The organism is Clostridium polyendosporum, from assembly GCF_018332455.1.
In the GTDB taxonomy this organism is placed as follows: domain Bacteria; phylum Bacillota; class Clostridia; order Clostridiales; family Clostridiaceae; genus Clostridium_AY; species Clostridium_AY polyendosporum.
Genome location: NZ_BOPZ01000003.1, coordinates 1 through 19,054, shown reverse-complemented (window position 1 = coordinate 19,054; position 19,054 = coordinate 1). Strand labels below are relative to the sequence as shown.

The following is a 19,054-nucleotide window of genomic DNA, read 5'->3' as shown; positions in this document are numbered from 1 at the left end:
TATTTCATGAAGTGGAATTTGATTAAAGTTGAGTAGGCTTAATGCCGACTCAACTTTATTTTTTAAATAAAAATGTATCATTAATTGCCTTACTTTTTATAATAAGTGCAATTAAATTTATAGAAGATGCAAATACTAAAATATAGATGATTCTTTCAAAAGCATAGCTATTGAAAGAAATAACCCTAACAACATTTAAATTAAATAGGCCTATTAATCCCCAATTAATAGCTCCAATAATAACCAATAAAAAACTTAGCTTATCGATTGAATTAAGCTTGTACACTCCACCAACCCCCATCAAATGTTTTCTTATAGTATTTATATTTCAAAAATATATAAAATATAACTGTTAAATCTTAAAAAATATGTTATAATACGAATGTTAAAGTAAATTTTATAAAGTATATTCGTAGGAGGATGAAAAATGAGAGATTTATACAGCACACCGTTAAACTCAAGATATGCATCAAAAGAGATGTCATTTTTATTTTCAGATGATAAGAAATTTTCCACTTGGAGAAAGCTGTGGGTCGCTCTAGCAGAATGCGAAAAGGAACTAGGTTTAAATATTACAGATGAGCAAATAGAAGAGTTAAAAAGTCATATATATGATATAAACTATGATGATGCTATAGAACAAGAAATGAAGGTTAGACATGACGTAATGAGCCATGTTTATGCTTATGGATTACAATGCCCTAGCGCAAAAGGAATTATCCATCTTGGTGCTACAAGCTGCTATGTTGGAGATAACACTGATATAATAGTAATGAAAGAAGCACTTTTACTAACAAAAAAGAAGATTGTCAATGTTATAAAGCTTCTTAGTGAATTTGCTATGAAATATAAAGATATGCCTGCATTAGGCTTTACTCATTTTCAACCAGCTCAGCTTACTACAGTAGGTAAGAGAGCAACTCTATGGATTCAAGATTTATTATTAGATATAGAAAACATAGACTTTGTTATAGATACACTAAAGCTTAGAGGGGTAAAAGGAACTACAGGAACTCAAGCTAGTTTTATGACTTTATTCAATGGTGACCAAGAAAAGATTAAGGCTCTAGACAAAATGGTAGCAGAGAGAATGGGATTCGAAAGCAGTTATGCTGTAACTGGTCAGACTTATCCAAGAAAAGTTGATTCAATCGTATTAAATACGCTATCAGAGATTGCTCAAAGTGCTTATAAATTCAGTAATGATTTAAGATTATTACAAAGCATGAAGGAAGTAGAAGAACCATTTGAGAAGAACCAAATAGGTTCATCTGCAATGGCATATAAGAGAAACCCAATGAGATCAGAGAGAATAAGTGCACTTGCAAGACACGTAATTGTTAATTCATTAAACCCAGCTATAACAGCTGCAACTCAATGGTTTGAAAGAACATTAGATGACTCTGCAAATAAGAGAATTGCTGTTGCTGAAGCATTCTTAGCACTAGATGGTGTTTTAAATCTTTACATAAATATAGCTGAAGGTATGGTTGTTTATGAAAAAGTAGTTGCAGCGCATGTAAGCAATGAACTTCCTTTCATGGCAACAGAAAACATAATGATGGAATCAGTTAAAAGAGGTGGAGACAGACAAGAATTACACGAAAAAATCAGAGTACATTCTATGGCTGCTGCTCAAAGAGTTAAGGGTGAAGGCTTAAATAACGATCTTATAGAAAGAATTATAAATGATGATAGCTTCAAACTTACTGAAGAAGAAATATTATCAATAATTGATGCTAAAAAGTTCGTTGGTAGAGCACCAAACCAAGTAGTAGAATTTATAGATGATTTTGTAAATCCTATACTAGAAGCAAACAAAGAAATGCTTGGAGTAAAGGCAGAAATTAACGTATAGTTATATAATATATAACAAACTGAAATTTGATAAGAGTGAGAGGGTATTAATCCTCTCACTCTTATTTTTCGTTTTAGTATAATCATGATTTTATAATTTTAGCAGACATATCAATTGGTTTTGAAAAATAAACTGAGGTGGTTGCTATAGCATCTACTCCAGTCTGAGCATAATCTGCAATGTTATTTTCATTTATCCCACCTGCTGCAATTGTAGTTATGTGTGGGTTTATATTTTTTATTCTACTTACATAGTCTTTTAAATCGTAAGGAGCTATTTTATCAAATTGTATTCCATCAACACCTGCCATACAAAGTTTGAGTGCATTATCTAATGATTCAACCTCTACGATTATTTTTTTCTCACAAGCACTTGATTTTATTTTGCTAATCATATTTACAAGGTTATCTATTCCACCAATAAAGTTTATATGTTGTTCAAATATTAATATAGTTTCTGATAACCCAATTCTATGAGGATATGCACCACCTGAGATAATAGATTTTATCGCTAGCTCTTTAGTTCCAGGGAAGGATTTTCTAGTAGTAACAATAGAGATATTTGGATTGATTTCTTTTGCTTTATCTACTAACTTCTTTGTTTTAGTTGCTATTCCTGAACAATACTCCAGGATATTTAATGATACCTTCCATGCCATATGCAGATTTTCAGCATTTCCTTCACCTTCGATGAATGGGACATTTGGTTTTAAAAGTGTACCAGATGGTAAACATTTTTTTGTTTTGATATTTAATTTATCAAATATTCTAGTAACTTCTTCTGAACCGCATAGTACGGCTTCCTCACGGGAAATAAATTGAATTCTACCTTCCTGTGCTCCGATTTCAAGTATAGCGGTAGTCAAATCTATATAAGGGACATCCTCTTTAATAAAGTTCTCAATTGCTTGGTCTGTAATATACATTTTCGTCACTTCCTTATCATATTAAAAAAATCTTTTCTGGTGGAATACATACATTCAAAGGTGAAGATGAGTTGCGTATCATGCTCCAAATATCCTTTGAAACTTCCCATTGTAAATAGTGAGTTTTATCTTCTAAAGTTGTATTGTTAACTTGTATATAGGCGCTAACGCTGAAACGAGTCTCGCTTATATTCTGTATAGTACAATTAAATACATTTTTATTATTAACAATGTCTCCAAGAATGATATGGTGTGCTCTAATCCCAATATACGATATTGAATCATCAACTGGCTCATTGACTTGAAGTGTACATCCCCAGTCAAGTGCCTCTACCGTATTAGAAGAAATCCTTCGTGCTCTAGAGATGTTTTTACATCCTGTTAACTGAGCAGTTGCTAGTGTAGGAGGTCTTTTGAATATTTCCTCTTTGGGGCCATATGCTTCTTCCCTGCCCTTTGAAAGAACAATAATATTTTTACATATTCTATAAACTTCGTCCATGTCATGTGATACAAACAAAGTAACACCTGAAAATGAGGCTAGAACATCTATTAGTTCTTTTTCTACTTGACTTTTCAGATAATTATCCAAGGCGGAAAAGGGTTCATCAAGAAGTAAAATTTCTGGCTCAATTGCTAATGCCCTTGCTAAAGCCACACGCTGTTGTTGTCCACCGGATAATTGGCAAGGATATCTCTCTTCAAGCCCTTTTAAATGCATCATTTCAATTTTTTCTTCCACAATACGGCATCGCTCTTTTAGTGGAAGATTCATTAAACCAACAGAAATATTTTGAGCTACAGTCATATGGGGAAATAAGGCATAGTTTTGGAATAGAAAGCCCACTTTTCTTTTACGAGCAGGAAGATTAATTCCTTTTTTAGAATCAAAAAGAATTTTGCCATTTAATATAATAGAGCCGCGGGTAGGTGTCTCAATTCCTGCAATACAACGCAAGGTCATACTTTTTCCACAGCCTGATGCTCCCAATAGTCCTAAAGCTTCATTTTTTGCTTGAAATTTTACTTTAAGTGTAAACCCAGGAAGATCCTTTTCAATATCTACTAAAAGCTCCATGTTACATCTTCCCCCTTCCTATCATAATCTTACGCTGATACTCTGACCAATAGTTCATTAAAACAATGACAATAAATGAAATGCTCATTATAATGATTACCCACATAAGGGCTTTTGTCATTTCTCCACCTTCAGCAGCGAAGAAGATGGCAATAGGAATGGTTTGTGTTTTACCAGGAATATTCCCTGCAATCATTAATGTGGCCCCAAATTCTCCAAGTGCTCTTGTAAAGGCAAGGATAGTTGCAGCAGCAATTCCAGGCCAAGCAATGGGTACTATAATGCGCCAAAAAATTGACCATTCACAAAGCCCAAGGGTTCTAGCTGCATTTATAATGTTAGTATCAATTTGTTCAAAAGCTGCTCTTGTGGTTTTATACATTAAAGGAAATGCTACTACGACTGCTGCAATGACTGTAGCAGGCCATGAGAAAATTAACTGAATACCTATTTGTTGAAGTGCTTTGCCAAAAGGCCCATTCTTACCAAAAAGTAATAGAAGGAAGAAACCAACAACAGTAGGAGGTAAAACGAGAGGAAGTGTAAAAATAGCATCTATAATTCCTTTAAATTTTCCATTATAGTTGGTCATTATTTGAGCTGTAAAAATACCTATAAAGAAGGTAATAATAGTAGCTGTTAGTGCTGTTTTTAAAGATATTAGTATAGGAGATACATCGATTCCCATTATAACCATCCTTTCTTGTTAGTCCTATTGTATGTTTAAGAATATTCTAAGTAAATCTGTTGTGTTAGTTAAACTTTAAAAGCATTGAAAAATCTACTTAAAATTCTTAACTGTAGAAAATTCAATGCTTTAAAGCTAGGAACAACATAAAAATTTAAGAAATTATTTTTTTATAACGTGAAAACCATATTTCTCAAATGCTTCTTTAGCCTTGTCGCTTGAAAGGAAGTTGATAAACTCTTTTGCTTCATCAACATTTTTGCTAGCTTTTATAGCAGCTGCAGGATAGATTATAGGTGAATGAGAATTATCAGGAGCAGGAGCAACGATATTTACTTTTTGTGATACTTTTGCATCTGTTTCATATACAATACCTGCATCAACATTACCAGTTTCTACCCATGTTAAAACTTCCTTAACATCCTTTGCGAATACTGCTTTTGATTGTACTTTTTCAAGAATATTAAGTTTTGTTAGTACCTCTTGGGAGTATTGACCTACTGGTACACTTTTTGGTTCGCCAAGGGCTACTTTTTTTACTTTTTCATTAGCTAAATCTGTGAAGTCTTTAATATCTGATTTATCTTTAGAAGTGATAAGTACAACTTTGTTCTCCAAAAGATCTTTTTTAGTTTCATTGATGATTAAACCTTTTTCTTGAAGTGCTTTCATTTGCTTAGTTGCTGCAGATATAAAAATGTCTGCAGGAGCCCCTTGCTCAATTTGCTGTTGCAGTGAACCCGAAGCACCAAAATTATAAGTTATTGAAACATTTGGCTTTTCAGATGCATATATTTTTTTTATTTCTTCCATAGAATCCTTTAAACTTGCAGCAGCAGATACAGTTAAGGTTACTGAGTTTGCTTTTTTTATGTCTTGTGATGGTTGGGTTTTGCTACAACCTGTAATTAAAAGGGTAAAGATAATAGATAAAGTTATTGCTAATAATGAGTTCGTTTTTTTCATATAGTTTTCCTCCTTAATTATGTATATATTTTATTGATTATAATTATAAGTACTATAATTCATGAGATAGACTAGAACATAAATATTTAGCCACTTATATTTGCGTATTTACTATATCTGAAAATAAAATTTCTGGAAAATAAAAAAATGACTTAGATTACAACGTAATTTGTTGTAGTCTCGTCATTGAGATGAAAAAGTTATATTATTATTTTATTTGCTGTCATTTCAGTAAGTGAAATCTGCATTAAATTTAATAGGCTCTATGCCTATTAAATTTAATTTATAGTACAAAATATAATTTTGCATTATGTTTTGTATTTTTTTATTGCGAAATGTGAAGTTATGTTGTTATATTTTATTTGATTATATATAATATTTCGTAAAAAATCAATTAAAAACTTATTAAGTTTATATAAAGTAAATTAGTCATTTACACATTTTTATTAATTATAGTTTCAGGTGGCAACTATATAATAAAAGAAACAAGGAGGTGGTAAATGACTAATCACTATATATCATGAATTTGTCTAGAATAAAATATAATTTTGGAAAATAAAAAATACTTGATTAATATCTTATGCAGGTATAAACATCTCTATACTATATTAATTATTTATAATATGCTACATGTTGTTTTGTTATGTTGTGTCTTGTTATGTTAATTATATATGATATTAAATAACAAATCAACCAAAAAATGAAATTAACATTATATTTTATAATAGAATTTATCATATGAGAGAGGTTTCTCAGTTTTAGCAATATTTCGTGTTGCTAAATGGCAGCAAATTAAATAATAAGCCACCTACTCTTAGAAGTAGATGGCTCATTGTTGTTATAATTGTAATAAAAAATTAATTTATAGACATCATCATATCTTTAAATTTATAAAAAGAATTATGTAGTGTAAAGGGGTTAAGTTTCGTATATAATTTGTCCAATTTCATCTAAATCATAGCCACCTAATCCTTCAAGTTCCATCTTGAATTCTTTAGAACGTATAATTTCTATAATTGCTTGAAATTCCGGTTTTTCCATGTCCTCTTTTTTCATTACAAGTTCATATCTCTCTTTTTGTAATGGAATAAAGTCAATTCCTTGAACTTGTAATGCTATTTTTTCACTGCCTATTGCTAAATCAGCTCCTCCTCTAGCAACGGTACTGGCTACTGCAAAATGAGATAAGGTTTCACGACTATAACCTTGAATTGATGAACCATATATGTCCATGCGGCGTAAATGTTCATCAAGAAGAATACGAGTACCAGATCCTTTCTCTCTATTAATTATTGAAATATCTTGACGTTTTAAATCTTCCCAGTTTTTTATTCCCTTTGGATTTCCTTTTTTTACGTAGAAGCCTTGCATACGACAGCCAAGATGAATAATTATTGCTGGAATACCGGGAAGCATTCTTCTCACATAAGGAATATTATACTTATTTGTATCGCCATCCCATAAATGTACTGTAGCTAACTGTACACTACCTTGATAAAGTGAAAATAATCCGTTATAGCTTCCAAGGTATGAACGTAAAGCAGGCATTCCTTTAGGATGATGCTCTAGATAACTAGAGAGAATATCTAAAATAATATCTTGACCGCAAATTACAAATCCTCTATTGGGTTTCATGTCTTCAAGAGAGATAGGTTTAGGATTTGATGATATTGTATTATTTGAAACAGTAATAGAAGGATTGCTAGTTTTAATGTTCTTCGTTTTATTCTTATAATTCTCTACATCTTCAGGATCAATTCTTACCTTTCTTCCAATTCTATAAGCATTTAGATCTCCACGTTTTATTAATTCATATACAGTATTTTTTGCTATTTTCAGTATATCCGCAACCTCTTGGGGTGTTAAAGATGAATCTTTTGACATTCTAAGTCTCCTTCCTTTGTAATGTGGATATTTTTATATATACACAAATTATCTTCGAAATTCTTAAGACTTATTATAACACTTCTTTTAAAAATATATATAGATATAATTAAACTTTTCCAAATTTATATTGATTTTTTTCAATATGTTCCATATAATGAAACTAAACATAACATTACATAACGTGACTGAAATAAAAATAGATCATCTGGAGACTAGGTTAAAAGGGGACTTTATATTAATAGTTTTATTGTTTATAGGGTAAATGGAATATGATTGTGAGAGGAAGGGGTCAATATGCCAATAAATAAATATAATCAAAATCATGTTGAAAGAAATTTATATGTTAATCCTAAACTTAAGTTAAATTCTAGTGTTTCTAACGAATTAGTTGCTGATAGACTTAAATATACTTTTAACGATACTAAAAAATTGTTAGATTCAGCAAACATTAAAGATATAATACCTTTTATTATATGGAATGATACTTGGAATCAATATGGTATATATGGCCCTAAAAAAGATGAGAGTTATAGACCTCAAGCTAAATTACGGTATTCAAAGGGAAGAAAAGTATTTGTAGACTTTGGATGTGGCAATATTGGATGGGAAACTTCTCTGCCGCATCCGGCGTTTATATTATATAATTTTGCTAAAACAGCAGTTGTAATTCCAACTACTTCAGATGACGGTTCTAATTTTTCCAATGAGATGGAATTATCATTAATAAGATGTCGTAAGGATAACAATGTTTTTCCATGTGATTCCTTAATTAATTTAAATCAGATAAGAGTTATTTCTAAGAATAGAATACTCAAAGACTTAAATTGTTCAGCACAAGATTATATGTTATCTAATGAAACAGTAGATGAACTGAATAGTAAATTACCAGATCCTATTATCCCGTATAATATAGACTTAAAGCAGTGTATCGAAATCAAGATAGCACATCTATATGCTAAAGATGTATTTAATAAAATGGTTGATTATAATAAACAAATAAATTTAAATAATCAAAGTATTGAAAAGCTAAAAGATGAGATCAATGAATTAAGGAAGGAAAATACTAAACTAAAAAGTAGGTTGAATAATTATAGGTAAGTATAATATCCTTGATATGGCTATAAAAATGGTAACAAATTCGTATATAATATAATCGTAAATAAGTATAAAGTAAAAAACTTGGTAACCATAGCTACCGATTTTTCTCTTTAATTATATTATAATTAACTCATAAATGAAATTAAGATCGTTGAGAGGAGTTTATAAGTATGAAGAGAAAAATTGTAAAAATAGATGAACAAAAATGTAATGGATGTGGTCTTTGTATAACTGGCTGCCACGAGGGTGCATTACAAATTGTTAATGGGAAAGCAAAGATCGTATCCGATGCATATTGTGACGGTTTGGGAGCATGTATACCAGAATGTCCTACTGAAGCCATTACTATTGAGGAGAGGGAAGCTGCAGCCTTTGATGAAGAAGCAGTGAAAAAACACATGGAAAAAGAAAAAAATCCACCTACTCAACTTGAATGTGGTTGTCCAGGAACGCATGCAAGTACAATCCAAAGAAAAGCAAAGATAGTGTCTCCGATTAAGGTTACAGAAGTTGAGTCACAGCTTCGTCAGTGGCCGTGTCAGATTAAGCTCGTTCCGGTCAATGCACCTTACTTCGATAATGCTCATTTGCTTGTGGCTGCTGACTGTACTGCATATGCTTATGCAAATATTCATCAGCATTTTATGAGAAATAAGATAACTATTATTGGATGTCCAAAACTGGATGAAACTGATTATTCTGAAAAGCTAACAAAAATTCTGCAGAATCATGAAATTAAAAGTGTGACTGTACTCCGTATGGAAGTACCGTGCTGCAGCGGAATTGTAAATTATGTGAAAAAGGCTCTTTTGAACAGTGAAAAAATGATACCGTGGAATGTTGTTACCATCGGTACAGACGGAAGCATCATTGAAGACTAATTTTACTAAGTGAAATCTAACTAAAGCGGAGTAGGCTACATGCCTGCTCCGCTTTAGTTGTTTAATCACATAAATTTCACATAAATTTTTGATACTAGTGCAACAATTGCTAGTTATAATTCTAAATAAAGAGATACAAGGATGCGTTTGAAAGGAGAATTCCAATGGTGTTTTTAAAAAAGCATATATTTAAGATAGGTTTGATTTTTATATTATTATCAGCAGGGTTTTTATGTATTCATACAGTTTGGAATTATAGTAATAATACTGCGCAAAACCAAAGCGGTGTTGGATTTAATAACCCTTCTCTAAGTGAAAAAAATAAATTAGCTGATAATCAAAATCAAATACCACGAGAACAGAAACCAGATAGGAAATTAACTCAACCTGTGGCCTCTGCCAATGAACATATGAGAGGAAGAATTACAAGTACAAGTATGAATTATAATGCACAACTCATCACTTATTCAATATTATTTTTAGTTTTATTTATTGAATTTTACTATATGTTAGTATACAAAAAGGTAAAAATTCATTCAGAGCATGAAAGAATATTAATGTTAACCTTGCCAGGTGTTGGGCTACTTTTACGGATTTCCATGGCCACATTCATAGAAGGTCATCCTTTTGACGTTAATATCTTCAAAAGTTGGGCAACTACCGCTGCAAATAATCTGTCTCAAGTTTATTCAAATTCTAGATCAAGTGACTATCCACCATTGTATATGTATATTTTATTTTTAATTGGTAAGAGTGTTAGCATCCCAGCAGTGAGTCCATATTTCACATTACTAATAAAACTTCCGTCAATATTAGCTGATATTGTTACGTCTTTAGTTATTTACAAGCTGGCTAGAAAATACGTTTCTTTAGAAATTAGTATGTTGGTATCAGCATTTTATATCTTCAATCCGGCTGTTTTTATCAATTCTACAATTTGGGGGCAAGTAGATTCATTCTTCACATTAATTATTATTTGTTCAATATTTATGTTATCAGAAAAGAAAATAGGTCTTTCATCTGCTCTATTTGCAGCTGCTGTAATGATGAAGCCGCAAGGAATTATTTTTCTTCCTGTACTTTTCTTTGAATTGATAAGGTTAAAAAATCTTAAAAGTTTTTTAAAGACAGTTATTTTTGCATTAATTACGACGATAATTATCATACTACCATTTTCCTTGAACCAAGATGTATTTTGGATTTTTAGGCTGTTTTCAAATACTGTGTCAGAATACTCATATGCTTCTGTTAATGGATTTAACTTCTTTAGTTTGATTGGTAAAAACTATACAAAGGATACAGCTACAATGTTTATATTAAGCTATCATAGCTGGGGGATGATTTTTATTGTTATTATCACAGCACTTTCATGGTTTATTTACATTAAAGGGAACAGTAGGGTATTTGCTTTTGCAGCAGCACTTCTTCAAATAGCAGGTGTATTCACTTTTTCCGTAGATATGCATGAAAGATATTTATTTCCTGCTGCAGCCCTATCAATTTTATCTTTTATATATCTTAAGGATAAAAGACTGCTGCTGTTAGCTGCTGGATTTAGCTGTACCATTTATATCAATACCTATTATGTTCTTTATGAAACACTAAAAGGTATAAATTCCATATCTTTCAATCCAACACTTATATTTACTTCACTACTCAATGTTCTATTGTTTATTTATTTGGTAAAGATTTTATTGGATATTGTCATTAAGAAAAAAACATGTGTATTTCGTTGATAGTGAAGTTCCCTGTGTTAAGCAACTTTTTATTTTCGAGCCAGTTATTTATATTAATATTAATATCACATAATTATCTTTCGAATTATAAACAATACTTATGTATCAAATTTAGGAGGTGATACTATGACAGGACAAGGAATTGCACCACATGAAGCATTTGAACTTCATGAAATCTTAACTTTCAAGAATGTATGTTTAACAAAAGCAGTTACTATGTCAGCTTTAGTTTCTGATTCAAATCTAAAGAATATTTTGCAACAAGATATTACACAAACCCAATCTGAAATTAAAGAATTAAGAGATCTTATAAGTCGATCAAATATGGCTTTATCTACACAATAATTCAGTAATAAAATCAAGGAAAGTAGGTTATCTATATGAATGCAATTATCGAAGGACTTACAGGTATGGATAAGATGAATGATCAAGCTATTGCTACTGATTTTTTGATAGCAGCAAAAACTGGGATTAAAAATTATGCTCTTGCAATTTCTGAAACAGCAACCCCAGAAGTTAGGGAGATGTTAAGAAGACATTTAGATACCGCTATCGCAACTCATGAAAAAATAACAAACTACATGATGAACAATGGGTATTATCATGCATATAATCCACAAGAGCAGTTTAGAGTAGATATGCAGGTAACAGATACTACATTAAACCTTGTCAGCAAATAATTTCTCTTTATTGGTATAGATGTACCTATGCTATATTTTAGAGAGTATTCCTTAGCAGGACTGCTCTTTTATATTTTGTATAAGATAAAAAAGATTCATTGACTAGACGTAATACTGAGCTGAGCACAATTTAAGTAGACATTATTTAAAGAGGTTCATGATTTTTAAGCCGTACACCTAAATTTAACTAGTGTACGGTTTTTTCATTGTTGCTACTAATAAATAATTTATGTATTCCTTCAGATAGCTCCTCAAAGGTATTGAATGAATTTTGATAAATCAATTCACTTTTTAGGTGTCCTAAAAAATTTCTATGTAAGTATTATCTATGCAGTTTCCATGTCTTTCATTTAATCTGTCCTTACCTAATTCAAAATATCTTCTAATATTTTTTTATTACGTTACTTTAAAGGAGCACTGGAAGGTGTTATTTTTTTACTTTTCTTAATCACACAAAGTTCACATAATTACTTGATATTAATGCAACAATTGCTGGTTATAATTCTAAATAAAGAGATATGATATTTTTTTAGACAGTTTTATATACGTATGATTAAAATGAGAATAAAGTGTTGATGGAAGATAAAAAGAATATAGTAACGTGTTTAAAAATAATTTATGATATCAAAATCAGACTTGATTTTGTTATAATTAGTTTTAACTAGAACGTATTTGAAGAAAAGTTTAATACAATCAACAATGTAAAAATTATTAACGATTATCTAAGGCGCAGGCAGTGTTGATTTGGCTAGAAGTTAGGAATGTTTTATGAAAAGGAAACTAAGTTATTGGTATTAGAATATATACAAAAGATATATATTTTATAAAAATTAAATATTAATTATATTTGAGGTGATACACTTGCAAAAAAAAATATATCTTGTTGAAGATGAAATGAGCTTAAATATTTTATTAGATAAATATTTACAAAGGGAAGGTTATGAAGTGACTACTTTTGCAGATGGAAAATCTGCAATAGAAAGAATAGAGGACATGCCAGATCTTTGGATATTGGATATAATGTTACCAGATGTTAATGGATATGAAATAATTAAAGCTATTAAAGAAAACAACAAAAATACTCCTGTTATTTTTATGTCAGCAAGAAATGAAGAGCTTGATAGAGTAGTTGGGTTGGAATTAGGGAGCGATGATTATTTATCAAAGCCATTTTTACCTAGGGAGCTTGTTATAAGAACAAATAAGCTTATGGAAAGAGTTTATGGAGAAGTTAATAATGAATCTATAGATATGGAATTAAATATTGGAGGATATGTAATTAGTAAAAGACAAAGAACAGTTTTTCTAGGAAATGAAGAGATTCAGCTAACAAATAAAGAGTTTGAATTATTAAGTTATTTGGTAGAAAATAAGAATAGTCTACTATCTAGAGACCAAATTCTAATTAGTGTTTGGGGTGAAGATTATTTTGGTTCAGATAGAGTAGTTGATGACACCATTAGAAGATTGCGTAGAAAAGTGGATAGACTAAGTATTGAAACTGTATATGGATGTGGTTATAAATTGGTGTTTAAACGATGAAGAGTTTTAAATTTAAGTCATTAACAATGAGAATATGGACTACATTTACAGCTATTATTTTAATAATTATATGTAGTATTTCACTTATATATCTAGTGGCTATTAGAAGAATTAATGAAAATGCTAAAATTCAAGATTTAAAAGTTGCTCATGATATATTATTAAAGAGTGATAACTTTAATCAGCCAAACAGATTTGATGAACTAAGAAATCTTAAGGGAAGCGATCACTTTATTGTAAAAATAGATGATAGTAAAATATCTAAAATAGTTGGCATAAACAAAAGAAAGGATTACCTACCTCATCAAGAAAAAGATATTCCACCTCTACCTGGTGGTAATGATATTTCAATGAAAATTTGGATGTCTAGCTTCATTAAAGATGATAATGTTTATCAAAAACAATTTAAAGAGTCTTATAATAATATCAAGTTTCTTTTCATAATAAGTTCAATTGAAGGCAATACAACAGGAAAGTCGTATTTAATATCTTATATGCCAAATATGCATGATAATAGTTTATTATATTTAGTGATCGTTATAGGGATTATATTTATTGCTATAGGCTTTTTAACAGCTAAGGTAGTTGCTAATTATATTTCAAAACCGCTCAAGGAACTTGAAGATTATACAGTAAGAATAGCACATAAGGATTGGAAGGAACCTATCAAGGTTAAAACTGATGATGAGATTGGAAGGCTGGTAAACTCAATGAATCGTATGCAAAAAGAATTACAGCAGGCTGATGAAGAAGAAAAGATGTTTTTGCAAAGTATATCTCATGATTTAAAAACACCAGTTATGGTAATTATGAGCCATGCTGAAGCAATTATTGATGGGGTTTATATAGAATCTGTTGAAAAAACTGCTGAAATAATAAAGGATGAGGCTATTAGCCTAGAAAAAAAGATTAAACAGATATTATATTTGAATACCCTCAATTATGTTTTGGAAAATAACAGTGAAAACATTGAAATTAACTTATATGACTTGCTTTTGCATATTACAAGTAGATTTGAAGTAGTCAATAGTAAAATCGAATGGAATTTAGACATTGATGAAATAATTATTAGTGGAAATGTTGATAAAATACAAGTTTCTATTGAGAATATATTAGAAAATGGACTAAGGTATGCAGAGGAAAAAATTTGTGTAACATTAAAAGAAGAAAATTCCTTTGCGGTACTAGAGATATATAATGATGGTCCTAATATTACCGAAGAGCATATTGACCATATTTTTGATAATTTGTATAAAGATAAAACTGGAAACTTTGGTCTTGGTCTGGCTATTTCTAAAAAGATTATAGATTTTTATAAGGGTGAAATATTTGCTATAAATAGATATAAAGGTGTAAGTTTTATAATTAAATTTCCTATATAAAAAACAACCAGCAGTGACCTCCTGTAATTATTAGCTATATTAGTTTTTATATTGATATGTAACAAATCATAGTATTAATAAGGTCAAACAAAAAAGGTTCAGTTTCTTGAACCTTTTTCTCTTAAAGTTCCATATATAATTACTAATATTAAAGCTAATAATAATTCTGTGTCAGATCTAAAATTTATAAGGAGGCTATATATTTATGGTTATGACAGCAACAAAACAATTAGAGGCTAACAACCTAAAAGTGATTCAGGATCAGCTTAATTGTGAAGCATTATTAAATAAAAAATGCAGTGAATATGCTTCAATGTGTACTGACACTCAACTAAAAAATCTATGCAATCAAGCTAGCCAAGTACACAAGCAAAACTTTAATTCATTGAAATCATATCTTGATTCTCATCAATAACAATAGTGGAGGAATTGAATAATGAATGAAAAGGATTTAATGCATGATTTATTAGCCACAGAAAAACAAGCTATATCAGCTTATAGCGTAGGAATAACTGAGTCCTCTTGTACTAATTTAAGAGACACTCTAGTTAATAACTTTAAGAGTGCACAGGATATTCAGTATAAAATATTTGATGCTATGAAACAAAAGGGATGGTATACAACTAAAGATGCTCCTGATAATGATGTAAATCAATTAAAAAATCAAGCTAATCAAATGATGAATGAATTAAAATAGAACATATAAAAATAATAAGGTCAGCAACTATAAGCTGACCTTATTATTTTTTTGAGTTTTGGTATTTACTATGTTCATACCTTAATCTATATACGCAAAAATTAGTTTCTTAATCACATAAAGTTCACATAATTATTTGATATTAGTGCAACAATTCATAGTTATAATTTTAGATAAAGGTACAGCGAGGAGGAAAAAGATGAAGAGTAGATTAATTAAAGCAATCGTTACATGTATAGTTGTTGTGGGAATTGGTTTTGGAGGATACTATGGGTATAATACTTATTTTACAAAGAAAACAGTATCAGCAGCAACTCAATATTATAATGTAAGTACTCAAAAAATGAATTTACAGGTGAGCGTTCAAGGAACTGGTGCTGCCTATGCAGCAATAACCAAAGATGTGTCACCTAATAATAATGGAACTTTAAAAAATCTTAATGTAAAGATAGGAGACACTGTTACTTCAGGGCAAAAGCTTTTTGTTTCTGATAGTGATGATGTTAGAAAAAATGTAACCACTGCACAAAACAATTTAACTAAGCAAAATCTTACACTGTCAAGCGATGAAAATGCGGAAAAAGTAGATGATAATAAAATAGCATCGGATAAATTATCAGTGAGTGAGGCTAAGTCTCAATTAAATGATGCTTATGCGCAATTAAATAAAATGACAGTTACAGCTCCTATAGGAGGGATTATTACTGCCGTAAATAATAGCAATGGAGATAATGTTCAATCTGGTACAAGTGTTCTTACAGTAGTAGATATGAATTCAATAAAAATTAAAGTATCAGTAGATGAATTGGATATAGGTAAGATAAAGGAAGGTCAGAAAGCAGATATTAAATTTGACGCTATCAAAGATAAAACTTATGAAGGTTCAGTTGAAACAATAGCTCAAACAGGAACAACTTCAAATAATGTAACTACCTATGATGTAGTTGTAGCTGTTAAAGATCCTGCAGGAATAAAACTTGGTATGAATGCAAATGTAACTATTGCGGTAGAGAGCAAGGAAAATGCGTTAGTAATCCCTGTTGAAGCTTTAGTAGAGAGTAATGGACAAAAATATGTTAGAGTTGAAAATACAGGCAGCACCACTTCTGAGAATAAAGATCAGTCTGCTGCATCAAATTCACAAGGTCAAGCTACGAGTGGACAAACTAATAGACAAGCAGGTAATAGTGGGAATAATAGAGCACAAAGTTCTGCAAGTAACAGCAAATTAGTAGCCATTAAAACTGGACTTGAAACTGATAATTATATTGAAATAACTGAAGGTCTTACTGAAGGACAAAAAGTCTTAGTACAATTACCGAAGACAAGTAGTACTACTAATAACAATAATAAAAACAGCTTAGGAGGATTTGGCGGAGACATGGGCGGAGGTCTTGGCGGCAGTATGGGAGGATCAAGACCTCAAGGGGGAAATAAATAATGGTGCACCTAGAAACTAATCTCAGATTAAGCAAGTTTATTACTAATTTATACATGGTTAAAATTTTAAATTGATTTTTACAGGCTACCTAGCTAATAGAAGTCAGTAAATATAGATTACCTAGTAAGGTAGAAATATAGGGGGAAGGATATGGGAGAAAATTTAAACAGTAAAGATATAATTAAAATGACCAATATAGAAAAAGTATACAAAATGGGAACTAGTAGCTTTAAAGCATTAGATACCGTAAATTTAAGTATTTCTAAAGGAGAGTACGTAGCTATTGTTGGTCCATCAGGTGCTGGAAAGTCTACTCTTATGAACATTATAGGGTGTTTAGATAAACCTACAAGTGGAGAATATATTTTGGATGGTTTAAATACAAACTGCAGCGATAATAAACTAGCTGAAATAAGAAATAAGAAAATAGGTTTCATATTTCAAAATTATAATCTACTGCCAAAGTTAAATGTATTAGAAAATGTTGAATTGCCACTTTTATATTTAGGGTATCCAAGCAACAAAACTAAAGAAAAGATAAAAATAGCAGTTGAGAAGGTTGGGCTTGATAAGCACATAAAGCACAAACCTTCTGAGTTATCTGGAGGTCAGATGCAGAGGGTAGCTATAGCTAGAGCTTTAGTGACAGACCCTCAGATAATTCTAGCAGATGAGCCTACAGGGGCTCTTGATAGTAAAACAGGAAAAGAAGTACTTAAAATGTTAACTGATTTGAACAATGAAGGTAATACTATAATAATGATTACTCACGATAAAGAAATAGCTTCACATGCAAAAAGAATTATTACAGTAATGGATGGAAAGATAACATCTGATATACTCAATGAAAGTCAGGTGGGAGCATGAAATTTACGAAAATCATTAAAATAGCTATATCTTCTGTTTGGAATAATAAAGTACGTTCCTTTTTAACTATGTTAGGTATAATTATAGGTATATCTTCAGTGATTATACTTGTAGGAATGGGACAAGGAACTCAAAAGCAGATTAGTGACCAGATTGAAAAGCTAGGAACAAACCTCATAACTGTTAATATTATGGGGAACAGAACGCCTACAATAACTGATGAGGAATTAGAAGAGTTAAAAACTAAGCCCGGTATTAAAGAAATTGCACCGACAATATCCCAAGGAAATGTAAATATAAAATCGGGAAGTAAATCTTCCACTACGACTTTAGAAGGATCTACTCCAAGCTATGAAGAAATTAGAAAACTTTCTGTAAGCTCAGGTAGATTTATAAATGAAAGAGATGTTGATAACAGATATAATGTGTTGGTAATTGGAGCGGAAACAGCTCAAAATGTTTTTGGAAATACAAACGTAGTCGGTGAAAAAATGTATGTAAATGGAATAGAGTTTTCTATAGTTGGAGTTCTTAAATCAGAAGGAACCTCAACCTCAGGTTCTAGTGATGATAGAATAATATTACCATTATCTACAGCTAAAAGGTTATTAAAGAGTGCTGATGTTAAAACCTTCTATATTGAGGCAGAAAGCAAGGAGAAGGTTGATACAGCTATGTCTTATCTACAATTATTCTTAAATAAAAAGTACAAGATTAGTAACACTAGCAGTGATAGTACTTCTACAAGAAGCTATTATAGAGTTATGAGTCAGACAAGCATTTTAGATACTGCTAATTCCACTAATGAGAGCATGACAACTATGCTTGCGGGAATTGCTGCTATATCTCTTATTGTAGGAGGTATAGGAATTATGAATATCATGTTAGTGTCAGTAATAGAAAGAACAAGGGAAATAGGCATAAGAAAGGCTATTGGAGCCAAAAGAGCAACAATACTCTTACAATTTCTAATTGAGGCTGCAAGTGTAAGCGGTTTAGGAGGAATAATAGGAGTGTTTCTAGGATATCTAGGTTCATATTTAGGACAGACCTTTTTTCAAACAACAATTGTTATATCAAATAATATAGTACTTGCTGCTTTTCTTTTCGCAGTGTTAGTAGGTATAATATTTGGTATATATCCAGCAAATAAGGCTTCTAAATTAAATCCAATAGATGCTTTAAGATTCGAGTAAAAATAACAAATTTTAGCTATGTTTGGTACTGTAAAAGTGTAAGTGTTAAGCATCAAATTTCTGATGTTGAACATTTGCACTTATTTTTTTACAATTAGGGAGTAATGGTCTGACGGAGCTCTGTTAGGATTA

19 protein-coding genes and 1 pseudogene are annotated in these 19,054 nt (G+C 30.7%); 13 read left to right on the top strand and 7 right to left on the bottom strand.

Going from position 1 to position 19,054, the window contains the following annotated elements:
- Positions 1-55: 55 nt before the first annotated feature.
- A complete protein-coding gene (locus tag CPJCM30710_RS02200) occupies positions 56-286 on the bottom strand; it encodes a DUF378 domain-containing protein (RefSeq protein WP_212902537.1) in 231 nt (76 codons plus the stop codon).
- Positions 287-427: 141 nt separating this feature from the next.
- Between CPJCM30710_RS02200 and purB the strand changes: the two genes are divergently transcribed.
- Positions 428-1,858 (top strand): adenylosuccinate lyase, encoded by a 1,431-nt coding sequence (purB, locus tag CPJCM30710_RS02195; RefSeq protein ID WP_212902536.1) that lies wholly within the window; start codon positions 428-430, stop codon positions 1,856-1,858.
- Positions 1,859-1,940: 82 nt separating this feature from the next.
- Here purB and modD read toward each other — a convergent pair whose 3' ends face one another.
- From modD to CPJCM30710_RS02170, 5 genes are all read right to left on the bottom strand, one after another.
- Positions 1,941-2,783: a ModD protein gene (gene modD / locus CPJCM30710_RS02190; protein ID WP_212902535.1), complete on the bottom strand. Its 843-nt coding sequence runs from the start codon at positions 2,781-2,783 to the stop codon at positions 1,941-1,943.
- Between the two features lie 16 nt (positions 2,784-2,799).
- Positions 2,800-3,861: a sulfate/molybdate ABC transporter ATP-binding protein gene (locus tag CPJCM30710_RS02185; RefSeq protein WP_212902534.1), complete on the bottom strand. Its 1,062-nt coding sequence runs from the start codon at positions 3,859-3,861 to the stop codon at positions 2,800-2,802.
- 1 nt (position 3,862) lies between these two features.
- Positions 3,863-4,549: a molybdate ABC transporter permease subunit gene (gene modB / locus CPJCM30710_RS02180; RefSeq protein ID WP_212902533.1), complete on the bottom strand. Its 687-nt coding sequence runs from the start codon at positions 4,547-4,549 to the stop codon at positions 3,863-3,865.
- 162 nt (positions 4,550-4,711) lie between these two features.
- On the bottom strand, positions 4,712-5,515 hold the full coding sequence (gene modA, locus CPJCM30710_RS02175; protein WP_212902532.1) for a molybdate ABC transporter substrate-binding protein: 804 nt from the start codon (positions 5,513-5,515) through the stop codon (positions 4,712-4,714).
- 918 nt (positions 5,516-6,433) lie between these two features.
- Complete coding sequence (locus CPJCM30710_RS02170; protein ID WP_212902531.1) at positions 6,434-7,399, bottom strand: substrate-binding domain-containing protein; 966 nt, start codon at positions 7,397-7,399, stop codon at positions 6,434-6,436.
- Positions 7,400-7,696: 297 nt separating this feature from the next.
- On the opposite strand from CPJCM30710_RS02170, the gene CPJCM30710_RS02165 reads away from it, so the two are divergent.
- The 5 genes from CPJCM30710_RS02165 (at position 7,697) to CPJCM30710_RS02145 (ending at position 11,797) form a co-directional block, all read left to right on the top strand.
- Positions 7,697-8,500, top strand: coding sequence for a type II toxin-antitoxin system PemK/MazF family toxin (locus CPJCM30710_RS02165; protein ID WP_212902530.1), 804 nt, complete (start codon positions 7,697-7,699; stop codon positions 8,498-8,500).
- Positions 8,501-8,670: 170 nt separating this feature from the next.
- Positions 8,671-9,381, top strand: a complete 711-nt coding sequence (locus CPJCM30710_RS02160) for an ATP-binding protein (RefSeq protein ID WP_212902529.1) — start codon at positions 8,671-8,673, stop codon at positions 9,379-9,381.
- Positions 9,382-9,545: 164 nt separating this feature from the next.
- Positions 9,546-11,117 (top strand): glycosyltransferase family 39 protein, encoded by a 1,572-nt coding sequence (locus CPJCM30710_RS02155; protein WP_212902528.1) that lies wholly within the window; start codon positions 9,546-9,548, stop codon positions 11,115-11,117.
- A gap of 126 nt (positions 11,118-11,243) precedes the next feature.
- Positions 11,244-11,462: a spore coat protein gene (locus tag CPJCM30710_RS02150; protein ID WP_212902527.1), complete on the top strand. Its 219-nt coding sequence runs from the start codon at positions 11,244-11,246 to the stop codon at positions 11,460-11,462.
- A gap of 35 nt (positions 11,463-11,497) precedes the next feature.
- Positions 11,498-11,797, top strand: a complete 300-nt coding sequence (locus CPJCM30710_RS02145; RefSeq protein WP_212902526.1) for a spore coat protein — start codon at positions 11,498-11,500, stop codon at positions 11,795-11,797.
- 187 nt (positions 11,798-11,984) lie between these two features.
- On the opposite strand, the pseudogene CPJCM30710_RS18200 reads toward CPJCM30710_RS02145, so the two are convergent.
- Positions 11,985-12,095, bottom strand: a pseudogene (locus CPJCM30710_RS18200) (hypothetical protein); the annotation flags it as partial.
- Positions 12,096-12,658: 563 nt separating this feature from the next.
- Here CPJCM30710_RS18200 and CPJCM30710_RS02135 point away from each other — a divergent pair.
- From CPJCM30710_RS02135 to CPJCM30710_RS02105, 7 genes are all read left to right on the top strand, one after another.
- Positions 12,659-13,339, top strand: a complete 681-nt coding sequence (locus CPJCM30710_RS02135; protein WP_212902525.1) for a response regulator transcription factor — start codon at positions 12,659-12,661, stop codon at positions 13,337-13,339.
- Complete coding sequence (locus CPJCM30710_RS02130) at positions 13,336-14,721, top strand: sensor histidine kinase (RefSeq protein WP_212902524.1); 1,386 nt, start codon at positions 13,336-13,338, stop codon at positions 14,719-14,721. Before CPJCM30710_RS02135 ends, CPJCM30710_RS02130 begins: the two co-directional genes overlap by 4 nt.
- Positions 14,722-14,926: 205 nt before the next feature.
- Positions 14,927-15,136, top strand: coding sequence for a hypothetical protein (locus tag CPJCM30710_RS02125; protein ID WP_212902523.1), 210 nt, complete (start codon positions 14,927-14,929; stop codon positions 15,134-15,136).
- Positions 15,137-15,157: 21 nt separating this feature from the next.
- Positions 15,158-15,418 carry a spore coat protein gene (locus CPJCM30710_RS02120; protein ID WP_212902522.1) on the top strand — a complete coding sequence of 87 codons (261 nt, stop codon included), beginning with the start codon at positions 15,158-15,160 and terminating at the stop codon, positions 15,416-15,418.
- 199 nt (positions 15,419-15,617) lie between these two features.
- Entirely contained in the window at positions 15,618-16,859 is a 1,242-nt protein-coding gene (locus CPJCM30710_RS02115; RefSeq protein WP_212902521.1) for an efflux RND transporter periplasmic adaptor subunit, read from the top strand.
- Between the two features lie 150 nt (positions 16,860-17,009).
- On the top strand, positions 17,010-17,726 hold the full coding sequence (locus tag CPJCM30710_RS02110) for an ABC transporter ATP-binding protein (RefSeq protein ID WP_281413944.1): 717 nt from the start codon (positions 17,010-17,012) through the stop codon (positions 17,724-17,726).
- Positions 17,723-18,922 (top strand): ABC transporter permease, encoded by a 1,200-nt coding sequence (locus tag CPJCM30710_RS02105; RefSeq protein WP_212902520.1) that lies wholly within the window; start codon positions 17,723-17,725, stop codon positions 18,920-18,922. Before CPJCM30710_RS02110 ends, CPJCM30710_RS02105 begins: the two co-directional genes overlap by 4 nt.
- Positions 18,923-19,054: the final 132 nt, after the last annotated feature.

Coding starts and splice junctions, on each gene's coding strand:
- purB (WP_212902536.1), top strand. CDS start 428: ATGAGAGATTTATACAGCACACCGTTAAACTCAAGATATGCATCAAAA.
- modD (WP_212902535.1), bottom strand. CDS start 2,783: ATGTATATTACAGACCAAGCAATTGAGAACTTTATTAAAGAGGATGTC.
- CPJCM30710_RS02185 (WP_212902534.1), bottom strand. CDS start 3,861: ATGGAGCTTTTAGTAGATATTGAAAAGGATCTTCCTGGGTTTACACTT.
- modB (WP_212902533.1), bottom strand. CDS start 4,549: ATGGGAATCGATGTATCTCCTATACTAATATCTTTAAAAACAGCACTA.
- modA (WP_212902532.1), bottom strand. CDS start 5,515: ATGAAAAAAACGAACTCATTATTAGCAATAACTTTATCTATTATCTTT.
- CPJCM30710_RS02170 (WP_212902531.1), bottom strand. CDS start 7,399: ATGTCAAAAGATTCATCTTTAACACCCCAAGAGGTTGCGGATATACTG.
- CPJCM30710_RS02165 (WP_212902530.1), top strand. CDS start 7,697: ATGCCAATAAATAAATATAATCAAAATCATGTTGAAAGAAATTTATAT.
- CPJCM30710_RS02160 (WP_212902529.1), top strand. CDS start 8,671: ATGAAGAGAAAAATTGTAAAAATAGATGAACAAAAATGTAATGGATGT.
- CPJCM30710_RS02155 (WP_212902528.1), top strand. CDS start 9,546: ATGGTGTTTTTAAAAAAGCATATATTTAAGATAGGTTTGATTTTTATA.
- CPJCM30710_RS02150 (WP_212902527.1), top strand. CDS start 11,244: ATGACAGGACAAGGAATTGCACCACATGAAGCATTTGAACTTCATGAA.
- CPJCM30710_RS02145 (WP_212902526.1), top strand. CDS start 11,498: ATGAATGCAATTATCGAAGGACTTACAGGTATGGATAAGATGAATGAT.
- CPJCM30710_RS02130 (WP_212902524.1), top strand. CDS start 13,336: ATGAAGAGTTTTAAATTTAAGTCATTAACAATGAGAATATGGACTACA.
- CPJCM30710_RS02125 (WP_212902523.1), top strand. CDS start 14,927: ATGGTTATGACAGCAACAAAACAATTAGAGGCTAACAACCTAAAAGTG.
- CPJCM30710_RS02120 (WP_212902522.1), top strand. CDS start 15,158: ATGAATGAAAAGGATTTAATGCATGATTTATTAGCCACAGAAAAACAA.
- CPJCM30710_RS02115 (WP_212902521.1), top strand. CDS start 15,618: ATGAAGAGTAGATTAATTAAAGCAATCGTTACATGTATAGTTGTTGTG.
- CPJCM30710_RS02110 (WP_281413944.1), top strand. CDS start 17,010: ATGGGAGAAAATTTAAACAGTAAAGATATAATTAAAATGACCAATATA.
- CPJCM30710_RS02105 (WP_212902520.1), top strand. CDS start 17,723: ATGAAATTTACGAAAATCATTAAAATAGCTATATCTTCTGTTTGGAAT.